The sequence below is a fragment of the Flagellimonas abyssi genome (genome assembly GCF_019457905.1).
GTDB lineage: Bacteria > Bacteroidota > Bacteroidia > Flavobacteriales > Flavobacteriaceae > Flagellimonas > Flagellimonas abyssi.
This window is the reverse complement of the sequence record NZ_JAHZSV010000008.1, coordinates 126,414-150,427: the sequence shown is the minus strand read 5'-3', so window position 1 is coordinate 150,427 and position 24,014 is coordinate 126,414. Positions and strand designations below refer to the sequence as shown.

Sequence of the window (24,014 nt, the reverse complement as noted above, 5' to 3'; positions counted from 1 at the left end):
GTAGTTTTTATCGTTGGGTTATATGTGCAACTCAAGAATTTAGGTCTATCATGAAAAAATTATTGCTTTCATCCGTCATTGTACTTATAGGCTTCACCTTTATAGGAAGGCTTTCCTATTTGCAATTGTTCCGGTTTTCGCCAGACCAAATATTGGATGATCCTGCAATAAAAAAAGTGTACGACTACCCAGAAAGAGGCTATATCTATGACAGGGACGGAAAACTTCTTGTAGGCAACCAGCCCGCATACGATGTCATGGTAATCCCCCGGGAAGTAAAGCCATTGGACACGTTGGAGTTTTGTGGTCTATTGGGGATTGAAAAGGGGGAGTTCCTTTCCAAAATGGAAAAAGCAAGAGTATATTCCCCAAGGTTACCCTCTGTTTTGGTGCCCCAGCTTTCCAAGGAAGATTATGCCAAACTTCAAGAAAAAATGCGCCACTACAATGGCTTTTATATTCAAAAACGTTCCCTGCGTTACTACAACACCAAAAGTGCCGCAAATGTGCTCGGATACATCAGCGAGGTGAACGAGTGGGACCTTAAGAACAACCCCTATTATGTTGCAGGCGAGCTAAAAGGTAGAACGGGTATTGAGCAACAGTATGAGGAAATTTTAAGGGGTCAAAAAGGGGTAAAGCATATTCAAAAAGATCGTTTCAACAGGGATATAGGCCCTTATAAGGAAGGAAAACTGGACACCTTGCCACAACAAGGCAAAGAAATCCATATTACACTGGATAAAACCCTGCAAGAGTATGGCGAGAAGTTGATGCACGGTAAACGTGGCGGCATCGTTGCCATTGAACCAAAGTCTGGCGAAATCTTGGCCATGATATCTGGTCCAACTTATGATCCGGCCCTATTGGTTGGCCGGGAACGCTCCAAAAATTATAGCAAACTCCATTACGACACCATATCCAAACCCACATGGGACCGTTCCATTTTGGCCCAACCCTCGCCTGGATCACCCTTTAAAACGCTAAATGCGCTGATCGGCCTTCAAGAAGGAGTAATAAATGAGGATACCAAAATCAGATGTTACCATGGTTTTTATGTTGGCAATACACTCAGAGGATGTCACTGTGGAGGTGGTGTCAGAGATTTAAACTCTGGAATCTATCAATCCTGTAATGCCTATTTTGCGGGAGTGTTCCGTAAGATTTTTGATAAGTACAATACCACGGATAAAGGCATGGATGTTTGGGAAAAACATATGAAAAGTTTTGGTCTGGGTGGTTATTTGGGGACAGACCTTCCAACGGGAGCCCCTGGAAGAATTCCAGATGTTGCTTATTACGACAAATGGTACGGGGATGGCAGATGGGCTGCTTCCACCATCATATCCAACTCTATCGGTCAAGGGGAAATCGCCGCTACCCCATTACAATTGGCCAATATGACCGCAGCGATTGCCAATAGAGGTTATTTTTATACGCCCCATATCATAAAGAGCATCGGTAACAATGGAAAGATAGACCCTAAGTACACCGAACCCAATTACACCACCATAGACAGAAAACACTTTGATCCTGTAATCGAGGGAATGGCAAATGTATATAATTACGGAACTGCTCGATGGGTAAAAATTCCAGGTATCGATATTGCCGGTAAAACCGGAACTGTTGAAAATTATATCCGAATTGATGGCGAACGGATGCAATTGACGGACCACTCCGTTTTTGTAGCCTTTGCTCCTGTTGAAAACCCTCAGATAGCCTTGGCAGTTTATATTGAAAATGGGTATTATGGTTCTCGATATGCTGGACATATTGCCTCTCTATTGATTGAAAAATATATTAAAGGGGAAATTACAAGGACAGACCTGGAAAAACGCATGTTGGAAAAAACTTTGGAACACGAGTATGCCAAACCCTACAGCGGCGAACCATTCAAGATAAACGAGTATGTCTGGTAGAGGGCCGTTTGGCAGGTTGGATTGGATCAGTGTAATCCTTTATGCGCTTTTGGTTTTTATAGGATGGCTCAACATTTACTCAACTTCGGTAGGAGATGCGGACACATCAATTTTTGATTTCTCAACCCTTTATGGAAAGCAACTCTTTTTTATGGGTGTGGCTTTTTTGGGAATCATATTCGTGCTTTTTGTTGAATCTAACTTTTTTGAACGATTTTCTTCAATTTTCTATGTAGTCTCCATAATTCTCTTGTTAGGATTGTTTGTTTTCGGAAAAACCATAGCTGGAGCCACATCATGGTATGATCTTGGTTTTTTTAACCTGCAGCCTTCGGAACTGGCCAAGGTTACCACTTCGTTGGCATTAGCTAAGTTTTTAAGCGATATACAAACGGATATACGAACGGGAAAGCATCAAATTTATGCCTTGATAATTATTCTGTTGCCCGCTATTTTGATTTTACCACAGCCCGACCCTGGAAGTTCGTTGATATATTTTTCGCTGTTCTTTGTACTTTTTAGGGAAGGTTTTCCTATTTATTATTTGGGAATTTTGATCTTCGCCGTAGTCTTGTTTGCCACTACCTTGATGTTCGGAACTGTCTGGGTCTCCATTGGATTGATTATTCTCACCCTATTGGTCTATACCTTCAAAAAGGCTTCGGTTAAGATTCCTTTGCTTCCCGTACTGGGTGTAATTGTGGTTTCCATTCTGTTTTCCCTGTCCGTAAATTTTGTTTTCGAGAACGTTTTTGAACAGCGTCACCGAGACCGATTTGCACTGTGGTTGAGCTTGGAAAAGGATGAGGATAAATTGGACGAAATCCGAAAGACCATTGGTTACAACACCTATCAATCTGAAAAAGCAATTGAATCCGGTGGATTTACAGGTAAAGGATTCCTTGAAGGCACCCGGACCAAGGGTGATTTTGTACCTGAACAGCATACCGATTACATATTTAGTTCCGTTGGCGAAGAGTGGGGCTTTTTGGGTACTGCCACTGTAATTTTATTGTTCTCCCTGTTCTTTTTACGGTTGATATATATAGCGGAGCGTCAGAAGAGCGATTTTAGCCGAATGTACGGCTATGGTGTAATCTCGATTTTGGTATTCCATTACTTTATCAATATAGGAATGGTAATCGGACTGTTGCCTACTATTGGGGTTCCATTGCCCTTTTTTAGTTATGGTGGTTCCGGTTTGATTTTCTTCACAATGCTATTATTTATTTTCCTGAAACTGGACTCCAACCGTTTGAAGGACGGCATTTAGAATTTCCAGCCTTCGGCATTTACTTTTGACTCGATCCGCGACTGCCACGCATCAGGCTGTATTTCAAAAAAATCGATTCCTGTCCTTTTCTCGACCTCGTCCACGGAAACCAAAAAATCCTGTAATGGCTTTTGACTTTCTTCCGCTGGAATCAAAAAAGCAAGAACCTTTGTATTGTCCCCGGAACCTTTTACCACAATTTTATAATATGCTCGGGGCACATCCACATCTTCATCCCCTATTTGTGGCAAACCTTCTTCCAAAACACCTCCGGTAACCACAAAGAGTTCTCCATACTTTTTGCACCAATAACGCACTTGCTGTTCCAAACGGTTCCAGATTCCAGCATTGAAATCTTTGTTCTGGGGGCTAATGTTACTGGTATAAAAGGTTTCGTTATAGGCTTGTTCCGAGAACCGGCGATCACCTGCCGGAAGCAAATGGCCCCTATCATATCCCGAACCTCTATAATTTCGCCAATCGGCCGACTTAGTGGATACCTTTGGGTCCTCGATAAAATATGGCCGTTCCCTATCATCGTAGGTCAAGTGCTCTTGCTTGAGCACATATGCCACCCATTCCGCTTGCTCAAACGGTTCGCTGTAAGACAAAGTATAGTAGCTATGTTCCACAATCTCTCCTGTAGTGGAGCGCGGCAACAGATTGGCTTCGACCATATTGGTTTCCGACCCGTTGGGTTTGGAATAGGTTGCTGGCGTATAAAAGTTTTCGAACAGCCAAAAACCAACGATACAAATAAACATCAACACCGCGTAAAGGGTTCTATTCTTCATCAAATAAATTTGATCGGGTTTAAGGGCCAAATTTTGCAAATAAATACATCCTAAAAAAATAAAACTTCTTTGATCATATTCTTCTATTTATGTCAACTGGCCACAACAAAAAAAGCCAACTCCTCGGAGTTGGCTTTTTTATATTTCATCGGACAATCTTAGCCTTTGTTAACGCTGGCCAATTCGCCGTCTTTTTTCTTGATATTGTTCTTATGAAGATCCTTGAGCACGTTTACGGCCTCTTCCACGTAAATATCACGGGCTAGATCCTTGTGCCATCTATCTCTTTTTTCCCTTAATACAGAATCTTGGGTGAACAATTCTTTCTCATAGTTTAGTGAACTAAAGGACAATTTGGAATCGTAATCCCTTAAGCTTTTGAATTTTTCCGAACGTTTCTTTGCTTCTTCTTCTTTGCTCACGTATTTATCATAGTTCAGGGAAATCACATTTTCATCCTGTTGCTCCTTCAGCCATTTGGCATTTTCCTCGATAAGCTTGATCTGCTCATTCTTGGCCATGCGTTCCTTGCTCTTTTTAACGGCATCTTCAAAATCAATGTAACCATCCCATACTTTGTAGTCGGCAGCGGTAATTTTATCCCAACCTAATGGGTTCTGTTGATCTCGCTCGCCCAAATCGATATAACTATATCTGTCTGGAACTACAATATCGCTTTTTACACCTTCCAATTGAGTAGAGCCTCCGTTGATACGGTAAAATTTTTGGGTAGTCAGCTTTATGGCTCCTAAATCCCCATGTTCGTTCCCTCTCACTATATCATCCAAAGGAAATATATTTTGAACGGTTCCCTTTCCGAAAGTTTGTTTGCTTCCGATAATAACAGCCCTTTTGTAGTCCTGCATTGCAGCGGCCAATATCTCGGAGGCCGATGCGGATAATTCGTTCACCAAAATCACCAATGGACCATCCCACTGGATCCTTTCGTCTTTATCTTCATGGACTTCTTTGCGCTGACCGGAGGAACGCACCTGTACTATAGGTCCGTCCTTGATGAAGAGTCCTGCCATATCAACCACCGTTTTCAAAGATCCTCCGCCATTGTCCCTCAAATCCAGGATAATTCCTTCTGCACCTGCTTCTTTGAGTCGTTCTAATTCTTTGGCAACATCGGTAGCGGCATTCCTTTCGGCATAATCTTCGAAATCAATATAAAACTTAGGAAGGTTGATCAATCCATATTTATTCTCCCCAGCATCGATTGTCGCGGATTTTGCATAGGATTCTTCAAGCTCAACTACATCCCTGGTGATGGATACTGTTTCAATAGTTCCATCTACTTTTCTTACAGTAAGGTCCACTACGGTACCTTCTGGACCTTTGATCAATTTAATGGCGTCTTCCAATCGCATTCCCACAATATTGATGGGCTCCTCTCCTTCTTGACCAACTTTAAGGATTTGATCGCCAACTTCAAGGCTCTGGTCCCTCCAAACGGGTCCCCCGGAAATAATTTCCACGATCTTTGCTCCTTCGGGCTTCTTCTGCAATCTGGCGCCGATTCCTTCAAACTTACCGGACATGCCAATATCGAACTTCTCTTTTTCTTCTGGGGCAAAATAGAAAGTATGAGGGTCAAATTCTTCTACAATGGTATTCAAGTACTGAACAAACCAATCCTTACGTTCCAAATCGTCCACGAAATCAAAAAATTCATCCAAGGTGTTTTTTGTAACCTCCCTGGCTTCTTCTTCTGTTGTGACCTTATCTATGGAACCTGGAATTTCGTTGAAAGCATAGGCAGCATCAACCTCCAAATCTGCTTCTGAATCAGCTATCTGATTTTCAATCTTATTATCGAAAACGTTAAGGGTATTGTATTTCAATTGTTTTCTCCAACGCTCCTTAAGCTCTTTTTTACTGGTAGCAAACTCTTGTTTGTCGTAGTCTATCTCGATGGTTTCATCTATAGTATAATCAAAAGGCTGGGCAAGGACGTCTCCGTAAATTTCCTTTGCCTCTTGCATACGAACCATCAAGCGTTGGTACACAACATTGAAGAAGGTGATATCGGTGTTCCTGATCTCATCATCGATCATGAACCTATATTTTTCAAATTCGTCGATATCACTTTGCAAAAAATATCTTTTGGTAGGGTCGATAACCTGTATAAAGTCATCAAAAACATTGGAACTGAAGCTATCGTTTACTTCTTTGGGCTCATAGTGCCCTTTTTCAAGTACGTAGGAAATCAATTCCAACAAAAATTTATCCTTGTCGTCGTTATCAAAAGACTTATTGGTAAAACTGCAGGAAGCTACTGCAACAAGAATAACCAATAGTGCCAAAATAAAGTTCTTTTTCATAATCTCATTTTTCTGGAGCGAAACTATCTGACCTCAAACCGTCAAATCTTCATTGCGCCATCCATCTTTTCTAATTGTATGAATTCTCTAAGATACAGAAAAAACCGTGCCAGCCCCGATGGCTGGATTTAATTTTTTGTTAAACGGACAAAGCTCCATATCCTTATGAAAAACGTATTTTTATGCTTTAAATTATCTGACATGGAAAAACCCTTGATTCTTGTCACCAATGACGATGGCATTACGGCACCTGGCCTAAGGGCATTGATACGCACCATGAAAGAACTGGGCGATGTTGTTGTCGTGGCTCCGGACAGTCCGCAAAGTGGTATGGGGCATGCCATTACCGTAGATAGCACGTTGTTTTCCAAGCAGGTGGTAGTGGACCATAAGGAAGGGGCACCAAGCGAGTATAGCTGCAGCGGCACACCTGCCGATTGTGTAAAGTTGGCACTTCGTGTTATTCTGGATGGAACCCCGGACATCTGCGTAAGCGGAATCAATCATGGGTCCAACTCTTCCATCAACGTAATTTATTCCGGCACCATGAGTGCGGCCATAGAGGCGGGCATCGAAGGAATACCGGCCATCGGATTTTCGTTATGTGATTATTCATGGGATGCCAATTTTGAACCCGCACTGGATTCGGTCAAAAAAATAGTTGAAGAGGCACTGGACAACGGAATCCCGAAAGGAACGGTCCTAAATGTAAATATTCCCAAGACAGAGAAGGGCCCCAAGGGCATTAAAATCTGTAGGCAGGCTCGTGGCAATTGGAAAGAGAAATTTGATAAACGTACAAGTCCATCTGGTAAAGATTATTATTGGCTTACGGGAGAATTTGAGCTCTTGGACAAAGGAGAGGATACAGACGAATGGGCATTGGCCCAAGGCTATGTTTCGGTAGTTCCAACGCAGTTCGACCTTACCGCACACCATGCCATACAACAAATAAACAACTGGAACTTAAATGAAAGGTAGCAAAGAGATCATCATAGGATTTATAGTCGGAATAATTGCAAATACTTTTGGAACACTGCTCTACATTCTACTTTTTTCTGATTTGGGGATAGTGGAAACATTTAATGCAGCCATAGAACAAGGACATATTGGCAGTTTATTGGCACTTGGGGCTATATTGAACTTAGTGGCCTTTTTCGGTTTTTTGCGAATAAAGAGAGACCAAAGGGCCAAAGGCGTGATGCTGGCAACATTGGTCACAGCGCTGGTTATTATGATATATAAAGTGATGTCCTAAAACTTAAAACACAAGAACAAATTTAAGATGGAATGTTTTTCTTGAAATTAAATTGAACCTGTTGTTTGAACTTGACTTAGAATGAAATACTATATAATTGCTGGTGAAGCATCGGGAGACCTGCACGGGTCCAACTTGATCAAGGCCCTTAAAAAGGAGGATACCTCGGCAGAAATTCGTTGCTGGGGCGGTGATTTGATGCAGCAGGCTGGCGGTGAGCTCGCAAAACATTACAAGGATATGGCCTTTATGGGCTTTTTGGAGGTTTTGATGAACATTCCCACCATATTCAAGAACATTTCCTATTGCAAAAAGGACATTCAAGATTTTAATCCTGATGTGGTAATTTTTATTGATTTCTCTGGCTTTAATCTAAGAATCGCAAAGTGGGCCAAACAAAATGGGTTCAAAACCAATTATTACATTTCTCCACAAATTTGGGCCTCAAGGGAAGGGCGTATCTCAAAAATCAAACGAGATATAGACAACATGTACGTAATACTCCCTTTTGAAAAGGATTTTTACGAAAAAAAACATGGCTATCCGGTCCAATTTGTGGGCCACCCTCTCATTGATGCCATTGAGAACACACCACTTCAAGATAACGAAACCTTCAGAAAGGAGAACGACCTTGAACCCGTAAAACCTATAATTGCCTTGTTACCGGGAAGTCGAAAGCAGGAAGTACAAAAAATGTTGGAAATCATGCTTTCGGTAAAAAAGGATTTTCCCGATTACCAATTCGTAATCGCCGGGGCCCCCAGTCTTCCTGATGAATTTTATGCACCATTTCTAAAAGGTGATAAAGTGGAATATGTCTCCAACAAAACCTATACTCTCTTAAAACATTCGCACGCCGCGCTGGTAACCAGTGGTACGGCAACGCTGGAAACCGCTCTTTTTGAGGTGCCACAGGTAGTTTGTTACAAAGGAAATTGGATTTCCTATCAGATAGCAAAGCGAATCATCACTTTGGATTACATCTCCTTGGTCAATCTTATCATGAAAAGGGAAGTTGTAAAAGAGTTGATACAGAATGACCTGACCACTGCCAACCTGAAGAACGAGCTTTCCAAAATTGCAGAAGGAAGCGAACGGAAACGCATGTTGTCGGATTATGTATTGCTCAAAGAAAAATTGGGTGGAAAAGGAGCCAGTCAAATGGCAGCCCGATTAATTGTGAAAAATGTGTAGTTTTATCTTCCAAGAATGTAAATCTATTCTTGGATGTTACGAAAAACCATAATCTTACTGTTGTTTTTGGCCATTACCGCTTGCGGCCCCGGCAAAAAACGACGCACCTACAGCAAGACCCGAACCGTTTCGGTAGAGGGGTCCACCGAAGACACTTCCCCTAAAATTGTACCTAAAAAGGAAAACAAGAAAGAGGGGCGTAAAAATGTTAAGGCAAACGAAATTATCTCCACCGCATTAAGTTATTCAGGAACCCGGTACAAGTATGGGGGCACCACAAAAAAGGGAATGGACTGCTCTGGCCTGGTCTATGTTTCCTTAAAAGAGAATGATATTTTGTTTCCCAGGACATCCTACCAAATGGCTTTGGAAGGCAACAAAATCAGGGTCAATGATGTTGAAAAAGGGGATTTACTCTTTTTCCAGACCAGTAAAACGGGACGACGCATCAATCATGTGGGTTTGGTGGTGGACGTAGACGGTGACGACATTAAATTTATTCACGCCACAACCTCAAGGGGCGTACTGGTATCCTCATTACGGGAAGGGTACTGGAACAGCGCTTTTGTAAAGGCCATGCGCATACTGTAACGTGCGTCAGCTAAATTTTGTGTCCATAAAACTCACTTTGTGGGTGATTTTGGGCATCGTTATCGGTTATCAGTTTGAGGGAACACCACTTTTATCCTTACTTGTTATGTTGGTCCTTTTGCCACTGGCCTATGTAATTGGCAAAAGGCAACATGGTGAAGGATTCCCGTTTTTCGAAGTGTTGATTGCTCTCACAACCATTAGTTTGGGCATTTTGGTGGTCGGGATTTCCTTGGGTCGTGGGATGTTATCCCATTACAGCACCAAAAACCTTGAAACAGAAGAAATTTGGCGGTTGAAAGTCGAAGAAGTTCTAAAACCCAACGACTATTCCCAAAGTTATATAACCCGAGTGGTTGCTGTGGGCGACACACGAGCCTCCGGAAAATTACTTCTAAACCTGACTTTGGATTCTGTTGCGAAACCCTTAAAGGTAGATGATGAGCTTCTTTCCCTTACCAATCCTGAAGCAATTAGGCCACCACTGAATCCACATCAATTTGATTACCAAGACTATCTACAAAAACAAGGTATCCAACATCAAATCAGGACAAACTATCGGTCAATTATTGTAACGCAAGGTTCCAAAACCTTGTTCGGCATGGCATCCAATTTTAGGGAACACATTATTTCAAAATTGAAAAGTAGAAATTTTGGGCACCAAGAGCTCGGAGTAATACAGGCCCTCATTTTAGGAAAGCGCGACGATATTTCCGAAGCTACCTACAATGACTACAAAAATGCTGGAGCGGTTCACATTTTAGCGGTTTCCGGGCTGCATGTAGGCATCATTTTATTTTTGTTGGAGTTTCTTTTATCTCCATTGGAACGCTTACCTAAAGGTAAAACCATAAAACTCATCTTTGTGGTTTTGCTACTTTGGAGCTACGCCTTTGTGGCAGGTCTCTCGCCTTCCATTGTTAGGGCTGTTACCATGTTCTCGTTTGTTGCCTACTCGCTCTACCTTAACCGACCTACTAACTCATTTAACATTATAGCACTTTCCATGCTGTTCATTTATATTGGTTAAGCCACTGTTCCTGTTTCAAGTAGGGTTTCAGATGAGCTACGCGGCAGTTTTTGCCATTGTCTGGGTCTATCCCCAACTCCAGAAATTTTGGTTTCCAGATAACATCGTAGTTCGAAAAGCATGGCAGCTGCTCTCGGTAAGCGTTGCCGCACAATTGGGCGTTTTGCCCATCAGTTTGTTCTATTTTCATCAGTTTCCGGCATTATTTTTTGTTTCCAACTTGTTGGTTATTCCATTTTTAGGTTTGATTTTGGGTCTCGGAATCGTGGTCATCCTATTGGCTTTGACCAATCTTTTACCGCAATTTTTGGTCGATGGTTTTAATTGGACAATTCAACTGATGAATTCGATTGTTGGTTGGGTCGCTCGGCAGGAAGGTTTCATCATCAGAAATATTCCTTTTGATTCAGTTCAAATGATAATCGGATATGCTGTCATTATTGCTTTGGTTGTATTCCTATCCCGTCCCCGATTGAAATCGGCCTTGTTTTTCTTTGGCGGCCTGATTGTTTTTCAAAGCTGGACGATTTGGAATCAAACCCAAGTGCACCAAAAGGAAACTATCGTATTAGCACACCGAACCAGAAATACCATTTTACTGCATCAATTAGGGGATTCACTTTCCGTAATCACTTCGGACAGCGATAATATTGGCACTATTTCTACTGATTATGCGGTAGCAGAACGGATTCAAAAAGTAGATACATCAGTATTACGAAACAGTTACCAAATCGGTGACAAAAAACTATTTGTTATGGATAGTTTGGGCGTTCTTCCTCTGGAAGAGCAATTAGACTACCTGTTACTGACCCAATCTTCAAAAATTAATCTGGAACGGCTTATTGATTCCATTCGACCGAAAAAAATATTTGCCGATGGCAGTAGCTATCCGAGTGTAATATCCAAATGGCAAGCGACGTGCATCAAAAAAGAAATTCCTTTCCACTATACGGGTGAAAAGGGATTTTATGATTTTAAATTCTGAGTTGGTTTCTAGTGTACGTTGCCCATCAACTTTTTTATTAAAGGCGAGGCTAAAATTACCAAAATTCCGGCACCCAGTGCATATTGAGCAATGAGCATAAACCCATCCGTGTATACCGTAAGGGTACTAAAACCACTAACATCGGCATCTGTGCTTTCAATGGCCAATTGTTTACCTATAAAGCCCACTACTTGAAATGCAAATGCTGAAGAAAGGAACCAAACTCCCATCATGAAAGCGACTATTCGTTTTGGTGAGAGGTCGGTAATTTTGGATAGTCCTACCGGTGACATGAACAATTCACCCACAGACAACAAGAAGTACATTAACAATAGATAAGTAAACGGTACAAATCCATTTTCGTTGGCACTTGCACCACTAATGGCCAGTGCATAAAAACTGATACCTGCGAACAAGAGACCCATTCCAAATTTATAGGGCGTTCTTGGATTCAAATTCTTTTTGGACAGCCATTGCCACATTAGAGAAATAGGTATTGCCAAAATAATGATCCACATGGAGTTCAAAGAATTGGTCTGCGATGCGGACATAATTCCTACCAAATCCACATTACGAGCAGCAAACAGGGTAATCACGCTCCCTGATAATTCGTGAAAACCCCAGAAAATGGTCATGAAAAACGTAATAAGTACAGCTACAAAAAGTTTTTTTCGCTCCTCCACCGAGGCCTGGTACATAATATATCCGAGATACACTAAAATTGAAATACCGATCAACTTGAAGATAACGTTCACAATATTTTGATCTCCAAAAAAAGTGCCTTCCGCGCCCAATGCTTTGTATGCTGATAATAAATATGCTATCACAGGAACCGAGGCGAATGCGAGTACCGGTACCAAAATGCCTTGTTTAAGCCCAAAGACCTTTTTTTCTATATTTCCATTTTCGGGAGGTAAGCCTTTATCACCAAACACTCCTTTTTTGATACCGCTCCAAAAAACAATCAAGCCAGTAAGCATTCCTATCCCAGCCAATCCAAACCCGTAGTGCCATCCATATTTGGCAGCCAAAAATCCGCATAACAAAGGAGCCACCCATCCACCGATATTGATTCCCATATAAAAAATGGTAAATCCTGAATCTTTTTTAGGGTCTCCATCTTTGTACAACGACCCAACAAAGGTTGAGATATTAGGTTTAAAGAAACCATTACCGGCTATAATCAAGGACAATGCGAGAAAAAAAGTGATGTTGTTTTCTATGGCAAGAACAAAATGCCCCAATGACATTAAAATACCACCCAAGAAAATAGAGCGGCGCATACCCAAAATACTGTCCGATATTCTACCTCCAATAACTGTTGAAGCATATACCAAAGAACCATAAGAAGAATAAACCGCAGCAGTGGCGTAATCTCTTTCCATTAAAGCGGCAAAGATGACATCTACCATATAAAGGGTAAGTAAGGCCCGCATTCCATAAAAGCTGAAACGCTCCCATAGCTCGGCAAAAAAGAGATAGAACAATCCTCTTGGATGACCGAATAACTGCTTTTCTTCTACTGGTTTGGTTACTGCTGACATATTTTATAGTTTGATTATAAGTTTTCTTTAACGAAGTTGGTCAATTTGGTATACAGGTGCAGGCTAGTGTTGCCGCCATAAATACCGTGGTTTTTATCGGGATAAATGGCCCAGTCGAATTGTTTATTGGCCTGCACGAGTGCTTCTATCATTCTCATGGTATTCTGCACATGTACATTATCATCACCGGAGCCATGTACCAAAAGATATTTCCCTTTCAACAATTCTGGATAGTTGAACGGTGAGTTATCGTCATACCCCGTTGGGTTCTCCTGCGGCGTTTGCATGTAGCGTTCGGTGTAAATGGTATCGTAAAAACGCCATGAAGTTACCGGTGCCACAGCGATGGCCATTTCAAAGGTATCATTGCCCTTTAATATACAGTTAGTGGACATGAATCCTCCATAACTCCAACCCCAGATTCCGGTTCTATCTTCATCAATATAGGAAAGCTCACTTAACTTTTTTGCAGCGTCGATTTGGTCTTCCACTTCATATTTCCCCAATTCCTTTTGGGTCAATTTTTTAAAGTAGCGCCCTTTTAATCCTGTACCCCTACCATCTACACAGGCAACGATATACCCTTCAGAAACCAACACCTGATGCCAGTAGTCCCGAGTACCCATCCATCGATTGGCCACCTGTTGCGAACCGGGTCCGCTATATTGGAACATGAACAAGGGATATTTTTTGTTTGGGTCAAAATCGGCGGGTTTCATCATATACATATTAAGGTCGTACCCATTTATGTTGATGGTAGAAAATTCTTTGGGCGCAATCTCATACCCCTCCAATTTATTGAGCAGTTCCGAGTTGTCCTTGATCTCCTTTACCAATTTACCGTTTGATGCATCGTGCAAAGTAAACCGATATGGCATGTCTGCACTTGAATATGTATTGATATAGTACGTAAAATCACTACTGAAGGAAGCCGAGTTGGTACCTTCATCCGTAGATAATGCTTTCTTTTTCTTCCCTTTACTGGAAATACTATACACTCCCCTATTGATGGAACCGTTTTCTACGGACTGATAAAAAATTCGGTCGTGTTTTTCATCATATCCATAGTAACTCGTCACTTCCCAAGGTCCTTCGGTAATCTGATTTTTCAATTTTCCATATCGACCATATAAATATAAATGATTGTAGCCATCAGCTTCGCTGGTCCAGATAAAACTATCATCGGCCAAAAAAGTTAGGTCATCATCAATATCAACATAAGCTGCATCGGTCTCTTCCAATAGAACGCTTACAGAATTATCCTTGGCATTTACATCATAAAGTTTCAAGTTGTTCTGATGCCTGTTCATAGTCTGAACACTCAAATGGTCCGGGTTGTTCATCCATTTGATTCTTGGGATATAGTAGGCACCATCCAAATCCACGTTTGAAATAGCTCCGGACGCTACATCAAACATATGCAATGTTACAATAGAATTCTTTTCACCTGCTTTTGGGTACTTAAACTCATGCTGGGAAGGATAAAGTTCCGTGCCATAAACATCCATGGAGAAATGGGGAACCTCTGTTTCATCAAATCGGAGAAAGGCAATTTTGGAACCATCGCTGTTCCATTCGAAAGCGCGGACAAAACCAAACTCTTCTTCATACACCCAGTCGGTCACACCATTAATAATCGTTCCTTTGTTTCCATCGGTGGTGACCTGCTTGGTAGTTCGCTCCGCCAAGTCCATAACATATAGATCGTTATCGAGAACATAAGCCACTTTACTCCCGTCCGGTGACAAGGTAGGCTCTTGGATTTTGACCTCCGATATTTTCACCAATTCTTTCGATGCTATATCGTACACATAATAAATCCCTAAACGGGAACGTCTAAATATAGGTTCAACTTCCGTCGCCAAAAGCACTTGGGATTCATCATCACTAAAACTGTAGGATGAAAAATAGGGTACCGCATCCGATGATGCTACTATGGTCTCCACTTTTTGCAAAGTTTCGTAATCGTACTTATCCAGACTACTGGAACGCGGGGAACGCGATGTATTTAATATGGTGTATTGTGTACCATTGTTCATGGATCGTAGGACATCCATGTATTCTGTCCTAAACTCTCCTCCAAAAATCTCTTCGAGGGTTATTTTTTTCTTTTGTGCTGTAGAAAAAGTAACAACTCCCAATAAGAATAGGAATAGAAAAGACTGTTTGTTCATGAAGTGAAAAAATTGATTAAAAACTCCCAAGTTTACTAATATTTATCGGAAAAATAAATTTTGATGTTGCATTTGCAACAAATTTTAACCTTTGGTTCGAACCGTTTTTCATCAATTTTTAGAATCTCTGGCAAAATTCCCATTATACGTATATTTGAATGCTTTAACCCAGCTTTATGAACACTCCCGTTGAAGGATTTTCCAAACTTACCAAAACCCAAAAGATTGATTGGATTACCAATAACTGTACCAAAGACCCAAAAGGGACAAAACAGGTGCTGGAACAATATTGGAACATGGACCCAAGGGTACAAAAATTGCACGATGAGTTTATTGAAAACACCGTTTCGAATTACTATTTGCCTTTTGCCATAGCGCCAAATTTTAAGATAAACGACAAGCTTTATGCCATTCCCATGGCCATCGAAGAAAGTTCCGTTGTTGCAGCGGCCAGCAAAGCGGCCAAGTTTTGGTTGGAACGCGGCGGCTTTAAAGCTGAGATTATAGGTACCGAAAAAGTGGGGCAGGTACACTTTATATATAAAGGTGATAAACAAAAACTTTCCAGGTTCTTTGATTCCGTAAAACCTGAGCTGCTCAGGAGTGTCGCCTCCATAACCCAAAGTATGGAAAAGCGCGGTGGGGGCATAAATGCAATCGAACTACGGAATCTTACCGATAAAATCGATGGCTATTTTCAGCTACATTGTACCTTCGAGACGCTGGATGCCATGGGGGCCAACTTCATCAACTCATGTTTGGAGCAGTTTGCCAAGACCCTAAAGGAAGAAGCAAATTCTTTTATTGATTTTACGGAAGAAGAAAAAAACATCGAGGTGGTGATGAGCATCCTATCCAATTACGTACCCGATTGTTTGGTGAAGGCAGAGGTAAGTTGCCCTATATCCGAACTGGGGAACACGGATATGCCTTCCGAAGATTTTGCGGAAAAATTTGTCCGCGCCGTTAACATCGCCAAAGCAGAACCCTACCGGGCAGTTACGCACAATAAAGGTATTATGAACGGGATAGATGCCGTAGTACTTGCCACAGGGAATGACTTTAGGGCCGTGGAAGCCGGTATACACGCCTATGCCGCCAAAGATGGGCAATATTCAAGCCTGTCCCATGCCAAAATTGAAGATGGTATTTTCAGGTTTTGGATTGAGGTTCCCCTCGCCCTTGGAACCGTTGGCGGATTGACCACCTTGCACCCGTTGGTAAAATTGGCTTTGGAAATTCTTCAGAATCCATCAGCAAAGCAATTAATGCAAATTGTGGCCGTAGCTGGATTGGCTCAAAATTTTGCGGCAGTACGTAGTTTGGTCACCACAGGAATTCAAAAAGGTCATATGAAAATGCATTTATTGAACATGTTGAATCAATTGGGAGCCACAGAAGAAGAAAAACGGAAAATGGTCAAACATTTTAAAGATGAAACTGTAACCAACGCGTCAGTTAAGGAGGCTTTGGAACGAATTAAATCGAAGTAATGAAGAAGGAATTTTATAGCAACGGTAAGTTATTGATATCAGGTGAGTATGCCGTTTTGGATGGTGCTTTGGGCTTTGCCATACCTTCCAGTTATGGGCAATCGCTCCATGTGACTCCCACTACATCCGGTTTTCTGGAATGGACCAGTCTAGATGAAAATGACAAAATCTGGTTTTCCGCGAAGTTTGACCTCAAAGATTTACGGGTAGTTTCCACTTCTGATGAGACCATAGCCAAGACCTTGACGTCGTTGCTTCTGGAAGCAAATGCCCAAAATCCTCTTTTACTGACCGAAAGCGATGGTTTCCAGATTGAGACCCATCTTACTTTTCCAAGATCCTGGGGATTGGGTTCTTCCTCAACTCTTATTAACAATATTGCCCAATGGGCGCGGGTTGACGCCTTTCAGCTTTTACAAAATGCTTTTGGTGGAAGCGGATACGACATTGCTTGCGCCCAATACAATTCGCCGTTGACCTATCAATTAAAAGATGGCAATCCTCAAGTTGAAGAAATTGATTTCGACCCAATTTTCAAGGAACACTTCTTTTTTATCCACCTCAACCGGAAACAAAACAGCAAAGAGGCCATTGTCAATTACAGAGAACAACAGTTTGACAAACCCCAACTGGTTAAAGAAGTTTCAGATATTACAAAAAAAATGATTGGAGCCTCTACATTATCCGGTTTTGAGACATTGATGGAGGAACATGAGTCCCTACTTTCCAAAGTTTTAAAAATTCAGCCTGTAAAACAACGCCTTTTTCCAGATTATTTTGGGGCGATTAAGAGCCTTGGCGCATGGGGCGGGGATTTTGTTTTGGCCACGGGTGATGACAAAACACGCTCTTATTTTAAGTCCAAAGGTTTTGAAACGGTGATTTCCTATTCCAAAATGTCACTATAGTTTTTTCCTCCGAAGAGGCCTTTTTTCGGAATTTTTGCTCATCCGTAAACTCAAACGGGGCGTCCGTCAATTGGCACCCTAAAGTTTAATCAATTGCTCTTATGTTTGATATCTATTCATCAAACTATTGACAGTAATGGCCCAAATCCAAACTAAATTCATTAGAAATCCCATTGCCGGGTTTCTTTTACTATTTACTACCCTAGGGTTTAGTCAAAATGACACAGAAACCATCTTAAGGCTCGATAACTTTATCAACAGTAGTTGCACCACAAATTACAATCAAATCACCTCGGAATCTGTTCAGAATATTCTAAAGCATGATGTGTTCTATATCACCCAAGAGACAAAGAATATATATGGCGAAAAGGAAAAAGAGGTTCATGAGTTTATTGTGGTGGACACTGGTTTAGAGGTGAAACGGTTTGAGAGGATAAAAACCGATACTCCACTACCGGAACTTAGGAGTTATATACGTGAAGACTTTATACTCAACGAAGCATCCGCTTCAAATTTTCAAGCACTTTTGGATTATATATATCCGATTGCCGATTGGAAACCGGATAAACGTGAATTCTTTTTTAAAAATGGCAAATGGTACTTCCTTCGGGATGCGTATTTCCGTACCAAACAAGGTTTTGAAATCACGGTAAATCCTAAAGGAAAAATCACCCATATCTGTTATAAAATGCGATGGGATGAACATGAAAGTAAATAAAAAAGCCTCCCGATCGGGAGGCTTTTTTATATCATCTTTAGCTAAATCCTAGTAGAATGTCGCTCTTTTATCTTCTATCTCTGCCTTATCTTTTAAAGCATTGTACACTGCCCCATTTACTCGGGCAGCAGCACTTGTTTGTAGATTTTGCGCATAGGTGCTGTAATTCTCCACATCGGCTGCTTCAGTTTTATTGGTCACTTTGATCATGTAAACACCAGTACTTCCCTCAAGCAAATCAGAAGTTTGGCCTTTCTCCATGGCAAAGGCCTTTCCAACAACAAATGGCTCTCTCCCTGCCCCTGGCAACGTTGGCGAGGACAATGTAACTGCAGATGCAGTACTTAGGCTTACACCATTGTCCGAAGCTATAGCGTCCATTGCTTTACCTTTATTGGCAGCAATTATCTGTTCTGCTTTACGCTCCTTTCTAATGGCTGGCAACGCAGTTGCTGAAGCATCCTCAGGTGCCATAAGTCCTTTCTTATATTTCTTCGTCAATTGCACCACGGCATAACCATTGTTTACGTTAAAGCGTTTGATATCGCCAACACTGGTATCGTCGTTAAATGCCCACTGTACAATACTGCGCTGTGAACCAAGACCCGGAAGGTTCTCTTCCATTTCCTTGATTTTGTTTACTGGACGAACGGTGTAGCTACTTTCCCTTGCAATATCCCCAAAGTTCTCTGGTTCTGCATCCATAACTGCCATTTCATACTTGGTGGCATCGGTGAACAAGGTATTGATGGTCTCTTCTGATGGCTCTATCTCTCTCGACAATGTTGCTACCTGAATCACATCTTGCTTATCGTCAACTTTGATTACGTGGTAACCAAATTGGGTTTCCACCAAACCAATGGTCCCTGTCGGGTTTCCAAAACAGAAATCATTGAACTCGTCGGCCATTACTCCTTCTTGGAAATATCCGAGGTCACCTCCACGTGGGGCTGATGGTCCATCTGAATTCTCCCTTGCCAAAGTTGTAAAGAGTACATCTTCTTTTTTAGCTTCTGCCAAAAGTCTTTTTGCTTCGGCTTCTGCTTCCTCCTTGGTTCTGGTAATGGATGGGTTGGCACGCTCTGCTCCTTCCCATGTAATCAAAATGTGACTTGCCTTTGCAGTTCCATTTTCTTTTCTGTCCATTACTTTGGATACTTTATAAGCATTTCCATCTTTATATGGACCGTATACTTCCCCAACGCTCATTGCCATCAAAGTGTCGGCAACTACAGAAGGAAGGTCTTTTTTGGCCTTGTAAATGGTATCAAACTTCGCATCGGAATGTCTGTCCAAGAAAGCGGCCATATCCGTTGTAGTTCTGAATCCAAGAATGGTATCGTTGGCATCCTTTGCTTCTGAATATTCCACAGAGTTATCCAAGAGAGCAGTTATTGCGGTCTTAACACTGTTTTCATCTTCGGCAGATGGCTTTTCTTCAAAATAAACAAAACGAATATCACGTGCCTTATCCTGTTTGAACAAAGCTTTGTGTTCGTCGATATAAGATTGGATATCACTTTTGGAAACTTCGATAGTGCTATCTGGAATGGAGGTGTAAGGAATACGAACGTATTGCATATCCACTTTGTCATTTGCCATATTATAGTTCAACTGGCCTTCTGTCAAGGTAGCAGTAACCCCACCTTTTACCAAGTTGAAATACATACGCTCCTTGGCAGCTTGAATTATGGATTCTTCATCCTGCAACCAAGCATCGTAACGCAAAGGATCATTTGCTCTCCAATCAGCAATGGCACTTTTGAATACCTGTTCGTTGAACACTCCATTTTCATCCTGAAAATCAGGAATCTGTGCATAGCCTGATGTTCTCACAAAATCCACGATTTGGTCGCTTTCCACATCAATGCCCAAATCTTCGAACTGTTGGTTCAAGATGGCCTTTCTGATTTCTTGATCATATACCATGTTTACCAATTGGGTGGAGGTAACAGATGGTCCGTATCTTCTGGATGCTGTTTCAACCTGAGACCTAAACTCTTCTATTGGAATATTTTCCCCATTTACTTCTGCGACCGAGGAGCCCACTTTTCCACCAGCAAAATTGTTACTGCTGAATACTCCGGATATTACGAACGCGAACAACGCCAAACCAATAATTAGAATAAGAACTGTTGTCCGTTTTCTAATATTCTCTAATATTGCCATTTTACTGCTTGTTTTCTTTAAATTCAGTGGGCGAAAATACCACTTTCTTTTCAAATAGGAAAGCTAAAAAAGGAGTGGAAATTATTAATCTTCAGTATGAACGCGTACACTTACCAAGTCTATTTTGGTGTTGGACACCTCCAAAATTTTGAAGGTGAAGTTGTCCACGGTAACTTCTGAATCTTGTTCGGGAATTTCTCCTGTCTGGTTTACGATCAATCCTCCCAATGTTTCATATTCTTCCCCTTCCGGAAGCTCCAGCTTATAATTTTCATTGATATAATCCACTTCCATCCGGGCAGAGAACTTGTATTCGTTCTCGCCTAACTGTTCTTCATGTAAATCGGTGGAATCGTGCTCGTCCTCGATTTCTCCAAAAAGTTCCTCGATAATGTCCTCGACCGTCAAAATACCTGAAGTGCCTCCGTATTCATCCAAAACCACCGCCATACTTTTGCGTTTTTTGGTCAATACATTCAAAATATCCTGGATAAGCATGGTTTCGGGAACAAACTCAACCGGAAGCAATATACTTTTAATGGTCTTTGGTTTTTTGAACAGTTCGTAGGAGTGCACATAACCAATAATCTCATCGATGCTATCCTTGAATATCAAAATTTTTGAGTAGCCGGTTTCCGTAAAGAGTTTGGTCAGGTTTTTAGGTGTTTCGTTAAGTTCTACCGCTGTAATTTCGGTTCGGGGAACCATTACTTCCCTTGCCTTTACCGTGGAAAATTGAAGTGCATTCTGAAAAATCTGTATTTCGGAATCTACGTCATCCTCCTCCTCTACGGTCTCCATTTGTTCGGTGATGTAATCCCCCAATTCCAATTTGGTAAAGGACAGTTGAACTTCATCCCCTTCTGTTTTGAAGAATATCCTTAATATAAAGTCGGACACTTTGATAACGAACCAAGAAATTACCGAGAACAGCAGATAAAAAACATAGGCCGGGACGGCAAACACCTTGATCAGCACGTTGGCGTATATCTGGAAAAACACTTTTGGCAAAAACTCGGCCGTCAATAAAATAACAAGTGTGGAAATAATGGTTTGCGACAATAAGCTAAAGTCCGTCAACAGTAGATTGACAAGTTGAATATTGGAGGGAAGCAGGCTCTGGAACCACTCCATGAGCATATCCCCCATAAAAAGCCCATAAATTACCAATGCAATATTGTTTCCAATAAGCATGGTGGCAATAAATTTTGAAGGTTTATCGGTAAGCAAGGTGAGTACCTTGGCCAAGAAGCCTTCTTGCTTTTTTTCAATCTCAATATGGATTTTATTGGCGGAAACGAAGGCTATCTCCATTCCCGAAAAAAATGCCGAAAACAGCAGAGAAAGAACGATGATGATTACGGAAGAATCCAATGCTATTGTTGATTATCCTTGTTTCGCTGTTCAAAACGTTTCCGATATCTTCTCCTAAAAATGAACATGCCTATGGACACCACGGCAAAGAAGATAAATATGTAGGTTTCCTTTGGATCAACGCTCCAAAGTGTTGCAATCTTGTAAATGGAAATGGCGGCTACCGCCAAATAAAGGTATTCTGTATATCTTAAAACTTTGATCATCCTATTCTTCTTCTTTTATTGTCATTAAGCCATAAGTTTTATGGGCCTTAAAAAAGGTGAAATCTTTATTAAAGTCCATGCCCTCACCATCCATTACCGTTCCGTCCTCGGGGTTTGTATATGTAAAGGCAGCTTCGGTAAATATCCAATTGTTTTTTCTATCGTAGTACAACTGGTCGGTTTCCAATTTTTTACCATCATGACTTTTGATTATGACATTCCCCCTCAAATCTATCAAATTAGTCTGTGAATATACAATACCATAATCGGCAACGATTACACTTTTTTGACTTTTTTCATCGTAAAAGTCCACCTGTAAGCCTTCTGGAAAGGTACGAAACTTGAAGGCTTGGTTATCAAAATCCTCAGACAATGGACTTGTTAATACGGCAACTACCCTGGAATTGGCCGAGTCCTGTGTACTCATCGCCTCGACGGTCTCGGTATAGGTCAAAGTAAAGTTTTGGGCCACACCTTGCGGGAAGAGGGGTTTAACTGCTTCCTCGCCCACCCTTTCATAACCATCACCACAGGACATAAAAAGGATTGCCACGGTGAATACCGTGGCAAAGCTCTTTAAACTATGTTTTGATTTCTGTTTCACCTTATAGACTAGGTACGGCAACACTACCTCCTACCCAACAGCTGAAAGTAATGGTCTGACCTGCTTTTCCTGAACTAAAGATCATTTCTTTAGATGGTGCTTTGGCATCATAACTTGCTGCTGTTTGACTAGCTCGGCTACTCAATGCTGGATCTACAGTACCTGCTTTTCTTGCCATGCTGGCCGCTTTCCAATATATGGCTCTTTTTTCAAAAGGAGTATCGCCACAGGCATTGGCACTAGATGCATACAGATTGGCAATCAACAGGTAAGCCTTACCGTTTGCTGGATTTGCATCTATAGCTTTTAGCGCATAGCTTCTTGCTTGAGATTTGCTGCTGTTTCTAACTGTGGTCGCAATTTTATAAAGGATATCGGATTTCTTATAAGAATCTGTTTCCAATTCCACTGCTTTGTTGAAATCAGCAAGTGCACCGTTCATATCTCCTGACTTTTGTTTAAGTACACCACCGTACATGTATGCATCGGCAGATGGGTCCAAAGCCAACTGGGCTTCGAACAGTTTTTTAAACATAGGGTCGTCGGTACACTCTTTGGAGAACATTCTACCTACGGCTCTCTTCACCCATTTTACATCATCTTTCTTTTCATCAAAGCTCTTTTCGTATAATGGAATAAGGTTGTCACAATCGGCAAGCGCACCCAACTTGGAATCTACACTACTAGCTACTTTACCGAAAGATTCTGAATTTACTGTGGCCACCTTAAGGGTTCTTTTTTCTTTGGAAGTTAACGTGCCCAAAGAATCTTTTGGCAACAATTTTGTAACTATATCGGTCAATTTCTTGTTTTCTTCTTCAAGTTTACCGGTTACATCATCGTATGTATTGAAAACATCCTGAAGGTCTCTTTTACCAGCATCGTGCAAATCTACCAAGCTGGAGAAATAAAGGTACAAGGCCCTTGGGTTGGTAAAGTTTTCCTGATCTTCTTGGAAGGCTTTGTCCAACATGGTGAACAATTCTTCATCGGAAGCCATTTTGTTCTCGTACATCAACAATGCTTTGTCGATGGCCACACCTGCTTTGGTGTAATTGGTCGGGAAATACTTAAGACTATTATCGTACAAGGACAATAAATCCTGAACGTAAGCATCTTTTTCAGCTCCGGTAGAATTCTCAACCTTTGCTTTCAAGATTCTTTCTCCATAGGAGAAATTCGCCTTGTTGATGTCCGGGCAACTTTCGTAAACCATTTTCCATGGCTCATAAGCTGCATCATAGTTTTTCACCTTTACGTGTTCTGCGTAAATAGACAGATTGGTCATACACTCGGGGTTCTGTGCTTGGGCCATACTTAATCCCGTCAACATGGTGACCATTATCATTGTTAAGTAGTGTCTCTTTTTCATCTTTCTAATTTTAAAGCTGTTAAAGTACAAATTTTCATTAAAAAATCCCTTTCCAGGGCCTTATATGGGTGGTTATTTATG

20 protein-coding genes are annotated in these 24,014 nt (G+C 41.3%); 11 read left to right on the top strand and 9 right to left on the bottom strand.

The window, feature by feature from the left end; genetic code table 11:
- Positions 1 to 50: 50 nt before the first annotated feature.
- Together K1F36_RS08230 and rodA are read left to right on the top strand one after the other, a co-directional pair.
- Positions 51 to 1,919 (top strand): peptidoglycan D,D-transpeptidase FtsI family protein, encoded by a 1,869-nt coding sequence (locus K1F36_RS08230; protein WP_220113395.1) that lies wholly within the window; start codon positions 51 to 53, stop codon positions 1,917 to 1,919.
- Positions 1,909 to 3,192, top strand: coding sequence for a rod shape-determining protein RodA (gene rodA, locus K1F36_RS08225; RefSeq protein WP_220113394.1), 1,284 nt, complete (start codon positions 1,909 to 1,911; stop codon positions 3,190 to 3,192). The genes K1F36_RS08230 and rodA overlap by 11 nt, the downstream gene beginning before the upstream one ends.
- Here the strand turns inward: rodA and K1F36_RS08220 are convergent.
- The gene (locus K1F36_RS08220) at positions 3,189 to 3,986 is read right to left on the bottom strand and encodes a DNA/RNA non-specific endonuclease (protein WP_220113393.1); all 798 of its coding nucleotides are present in this window, start codon (positions 3,984 to 3,986) and stop codon (positions 3,189 to 3,191) included. The two genes, rodA and K1F36_RS08220, sit on opposite strands and share 4 nt — an antisense overlap.
- Positions 3,987 to 4,144: 158 nt before the next feature.
- The gene (locus K1F36_RS08215; protein WP_220113392.1) at positions 4,145 to 6,313 is read right to left on the bottom strand and encodes a carboxy terminal-processing peptidase; all 2,169 of its coding nucleotides are present in this window, start codon (positions 6,311 to 6,313) and stop codon (positions 4,145 to 4,147) included.
- Positions 6,314 to 6,514: 201 nt separating this feature from the next.
- On the opposite strand from K1F36_RS08215, the gene surE reads away from it, so the two are divergent.
- From surE to K1F36_RS20100, 6 genes are all read left to right on the top strand, one after another.
- Positions 6,515 to 7,294 (top strand): 5'/3'-nucleotidase SurE, encoded by a 780-nt coding sequence (gene surE / locus K1F36_RS08210; protein ID WP_220113391.1) that lies wholly within the window; start codon positions 6,515 to 6,517, stop codon positions 7,292 to 7,294.
- On the top strand, positions 7,284 to 7,571 hold the full coding sequence (locus K1F36_RS08205; protein ID WP_220113390.1) for a hypothetical protein: 288 nt from the start codon (positions 7,284 to 7,286) through the stop codon (positions 7,569 to 7,571). The genes surE and K1F36_RS08205 overlap by 11 nt, the downstream gene beginning before the upstream one ends.
- An 81-nt stretch (positions 7,572 to 7,652) precedes the next feature.
- The gene (lpxB, locus tag K1F36_RS08200) at positions 7,653 to 8,765 is read left to right on the top strand and encodes a lipid-A-disaccharide synthase (protein ID WP_220113389.1); all 1,113 of its coding nucleotides are present in this window, start codon (positions 7,653 to 7,655) and stop codon (positions 8,763 to 8,765) included.
- A gap of 33 nt (positions 8,766 to 8,798) precedes the next feature.
- The gene (locus tag K1F36_RS08195; RefSeq protein WP_220113388.1) at positions 8,799 to 9,356 is read left to right on the top strand and encodes a C40 family peptidase; all 558 of its coding nucleotides are present in this window, start codon (positions 8,799 to 8,801) and stop codon (positions 9,354 to 9,356) included.
- 19 nt (positions 9,357 to 9,375) lie between these two features.
- Positions 9,376 to 10,386 carry a ComEC/Rec2 family competence protein gene (locus tag K1F36_RS20105; RefSeq protein ID WP_313790067.1) on the top strand — a complete coding sequence of 337 codons (1,011 nt, stop codon included), beginning with the start codon at positions 9,376 to 9,378 and terminating at the stop codon, positions 10,384 to 10,386.
- A gap of 31 nt (positions 10,387 to 10,417) precedes the next feature.
- Entirely contained in the window at positions 10,418 to 11,371 is a 954-nt protein-coding gene (locus K1F36_RS20100; RefSeq protein WP_258538988.1) for a ComEC/Rec2 family competence protein, read from the top strand.
- 8 nt (positions 11,372 to 11,379) lie between these two features.
- Here K1F36_RS20100 and K1F36_RS08185 read toward each other — a convergent pair whose 3' ends face one another.
- Both K1F36_RS08185 and K1F36_RS08180 read right to left on the bottom strand, forming a co-directional pair.
- On the bottom strand, positions 11,380 to 12,915 hold the full coding sequence (locus tag K1F36_RS08185; RefSeq protein WP_220113387.1) for a peptide MFS transporter: 1,536 nt from the start codon (positions 12,913 to 12,915) through the stop codon (positions 11,380 to 11,382).
- 14 nt (positions 12,916 to 12,929) lie between these two features.
- A complete protein-coding gene (locus K1F36_RS08180; protein WP_220113386.1) occupies positions 12,930 to 15,089 on the bottom strand; it encodes a S9 family peptidase in 2,160 nt (719 codons plus the stop codon).
- Positions 15,090 to 15,265: 176 nt separating this feature from the next.
- Here K1F36_RS08180 and K1F36_RS08175 point away from each other — a divergent pair, with 176 nt between their 5' ends.
- The 3 genes from K1F36_RS08175 to K1F36_RS08165 all read left to right on the top strand — a co-directional run bounded on the left by K1F36_RS08175 (position 15,266) and on the right by K1F36_RS08165 (position 18,208).
- Positions 15,266 to 16,582 carry a hydroxymethylglutaryl-CoA reductase, degradative gene (locus tag K1F36_RS08175; RefSeq protein ID WP_220113385.1) on the top strand — a complete coding sequence of 439 codons (1,317 nt, stop codon included), beginning with the start codon at positions 15,266 to 15,268 and terminating at the stop codon, positions 16,580 to 16,582.
- On the top strand, positions 16,582 to 17,490 hold the full coding sequence (locus K1F36_RS08170; protein WP_220113384.1) for a GYDIA family GHMP kinase: 909 nt from the start codon (positions 16,582 to 16,584) through the stop codon (positions 17,488 to 17,490). The genes K1F36_RS08175 and K1F36_RS08170 overlap by 1 nt, the downstream gene beginning before the upstream one ends.
- A gap of 136 nt (positions 17,491 to 17,626) precedes the next feature.
- Complete coding sequence (locus K1F36_RS08165; protein ID WP_220113383.1) at positions 17,627 to 18,208, top strand: hypothetical protein; 582 nt, start codon at positions 17,627 to 17,629, stop codon at positions 18,206 to 18,208.
- Positions 18,209 to 18,256: 48 nt separating this feature from the next.
- Here K1F36_RS08165 and K1F36_RS08160 read toward each other — a convergent pair whose 3' ends face one another.
- From K1F36_RS08160 to K1F36_RS08140, 5 genes are all read right to left on the bottom strand, one after another.
- Complete coding sequence (locus tag K1F36_RS08160) at positions 18,257 to 20,377, bottom strand: peptidylprolyl isomerase (RefSeq protein ID WP_220113382.1); 2,121 nt, start codon at positions 20,375 to 20,377, stop codon at positions 18,257 to 18,259.
- An 84-nt stretch (positions 20,378 to 20,461) separates the two neighbouring features.
- The gene (locus K1F36_RS08155) at positions 20,462 to 21,751 is read right to left on the bottom strand and encodes a hemolysin family protein (protein WP_220113381.1); all 1,290 of its coding nucleotides are present in this window, start codon (positions 21,749 to 21,751) and stop codon (positions 20,462 to 20,464) included.
- Positions 21,752 to 21,753: 2 nt separating this feature from the next.
- Positions 21,754 to 21,957, bottom strand: coding sequence for a hypothetical protein (locus K1F36_RS08150; RefSeq protein WP_108246960.1), 204 nt, complete (start codon positions 21,955 to 21,957; stop codon positions 21,754 to 21,756).
- Position 21,958: 1 nt separating this feature from the next.
- Positions 21,959 to 22,561 carry an LPS export ABC transporter periplasmic protein LptC gene (gene lptC, locus K1F36_RS08145; RefSeq protein WP_220113380.1) on the bottom strand — a complete coding sequence of 201 codons (603 nt, stop codon included), beginning with the start codon at positions 22,559 to 22,561 and terminating at the stop codon, positions 21,959 to 21,961.
- 1 nt (position 22,562) lies between these two features.
- Positions 22,563 to 23,933 carry a hypothetical protein gene (locus tag K1F36_RS08140; protein ID WP_220113379.1) on the bottom strand — a complete coding sequence of 457 codons (1,371 nt, stop codon included), beginning with the start codon at positions 23,931 to 23,933 and terminating at the stop codon, positions 22,563 to 22,565.
- Positions 23,934 to 24,014: the final 81 nt, after the last annotated feature.